This is a genomic window from Photobacterium aphoticum, assembly GCF_001029435.1.
Classification (GTDB): Bacteria; Pseudomonadota; Gammaproteobacteria; order Enterobacterales; family Vibrionaceae; genus Photobacterium; species Photobacterium aphoticum.
The window spans coordinates 1-1,982 of sequence record NZ_LDOV01000038.1 but is presented as its reverse complement, the minus strand read 5'-3'; the positions used below and the strand labels follow the sequence as shown (position 1 = coordinate 1,982).

The following is a 1,982-nucleotide window of genomic DNA, read 5'->3' as shown; positions in this document are numbered from 1 at the left end:
AGCATTCATGCTCTCGCCCTGAATTGGATGGTTTGCAGGACAATGATTTATAAGAGAAATTTTTCAGCTTGTAACTGGATTACCAATAGTAAGTATGAAGTTAAAATCCTTATGGATACTTTGAAATGCTATTCAAAGTCTTTATTGAAATACAATAAATGAGTTATGAATCGCAAATATAATGTAATTAATATTTATTGCATCGTTAAGTGTTAATTTTACAGTCGTTTATATGGATCAATATCAATGAAGCTTTGTTTTTTCATGTCTATCATATCGACTTTGTTGTTATGAGTTAGCGGAGGCTAAAAATTGAAAAGATTAATGTATATATTATTGTTGTATCCGTCATTTGTCTGTTCGTACGAACCTATTGTTGTTGATGTCAATGAAGGTAGGCAGATTATTGATGGTATAAAAAAAGGAGATGAAATATATTTTCCATTTTCTTTTATCAAGCCATACTATGAAGCATATTCGAGTGAAAAAAATGGGGTTGTATATTTTAAGCATAACAATGCAATATTTAGAGATGTTGCAGGTTATACACCGACTGGTAATTACCTTAATTTTGATAAAATTGCAGTTGAAAATTGGGATAATTATTTTGATGGACACTCAATACCTGTAAATAACTTTAGGTGGGGGCAGCATTATTACCCAATATCGATATTGCATTATGGTATATCCCATCATGCACAAAAGTTGAAATGTGGACATAATTGCGATATAGATAGTAATTATGATAATTCTGTTGATAAATGGATAAATTATTCTGGTCAAGATAATATATCAGCAAATGGTGAAGGCGTAAGATTCACAGGCTTAGATAGTTCTTATATGCTGAAGATTAACAGTAGTGAAAAGTACATTAATTTAGACCTTGCCTTTAGAAATGCAAATTATAGGGTATACTTTGAAGTCGAAACCACGGATGGTATAAAGCATATACAGTTAAATGCAGGCTCAGGTAGTCATAGTTTGAATGATAAGTACTATTATGTTGGTGTTCCTTTGAAAACTTTTGAAAACAGAAGGATTACTATTTTCAGAGATTTGCAAACAGACGTTAAAAAAATGTTTGGAGCAACATACAAGAGTTTATTATCAGTTAAGGTAAGAGGTGATGTAGATGTATTTAGTGTATCAACTAGTAAAACAAATCACACACGAATAATAAAAAGAGTAGCTGATTGGTTATTAGAAAAGCAAGATTCTCTAGGGGCTTGGCCGTCTGAATTTGATCACATGTTCTACAGTGGAAGAACTGAGGTAATGAAAGCTGGTTGGTATTCAGCGATGGCACAAGGTTTAGCCATCTCACATTTAGTCCGAGCACATAGCTTGTTAGGGGATGAAGGATATCTTGATTCAGCAAGGTCAGCTCTTCAAATATATTCAGTTCCAGTAAGTTCAGGTGGCGTTCTTGATTATTATGATTCTAGGCCTGTCTACGAAGAATATCCTACAACACCGTCTAGCCATGTTTTGAATGGTTTTATTTTTGCATTGCTTGGACTATATGATCTTCAAGAATATGATAGCAACATTTACGCAAGAGATTTGTATGAAGAAGGGTTTAATACATTAGAAAATATTCTTCCACTGTATGATATGGGTAATAGATCTGCGTATGACTTGACTCACATCTCTTCAAAAACATATCCCAATATTGCTCGTTGGTCATATCACGCTACACATGTTCATCAATTAAAAGTAATGATGTCTATAAGCAAATCTACTGTGATTAAAGAATTCCATGATAGGTGGTATGAGTATGCTTTTGGTTTTAAAGTGAAAACAAATTAATTGATAAACACATACTACCCATTTTAAGAATGAGTAGTATGTGAATTATTAAATCTTTAGTTGTTGGATGTGTCCATTTTGCGCCCAAGCGAATCAAATATATTATAAAACAGCGGCTTGATTTTCGATGTGCATAATCAAGCCAAAACAGAGTCGGTTCGTGCGTATTATTC

1 protein-coding gene is annotated in these 1,982 nt (G+C 32.9%); it reads left to right on the top strand.

Annotated elements, in window-relative coordinates; genetic code table 11:
* Nucleotides 1–312: 312 nt before the first annotated feature.
* Nucleotides 313–1,809, top strand: a complete 1,497-nt coding sequence (locus tag ABT58_RS19490) for a D-glucuronyl C5-epimerase family protein (RefSeq protein ID WP_146147190.1) — start codon at nucleotides 313–315, stop codon at nucleotides 1,807–1,809.
* The last annotated feature ends 173 nt before the right edge of the window (nucleotides 1,810–1,982 follow it).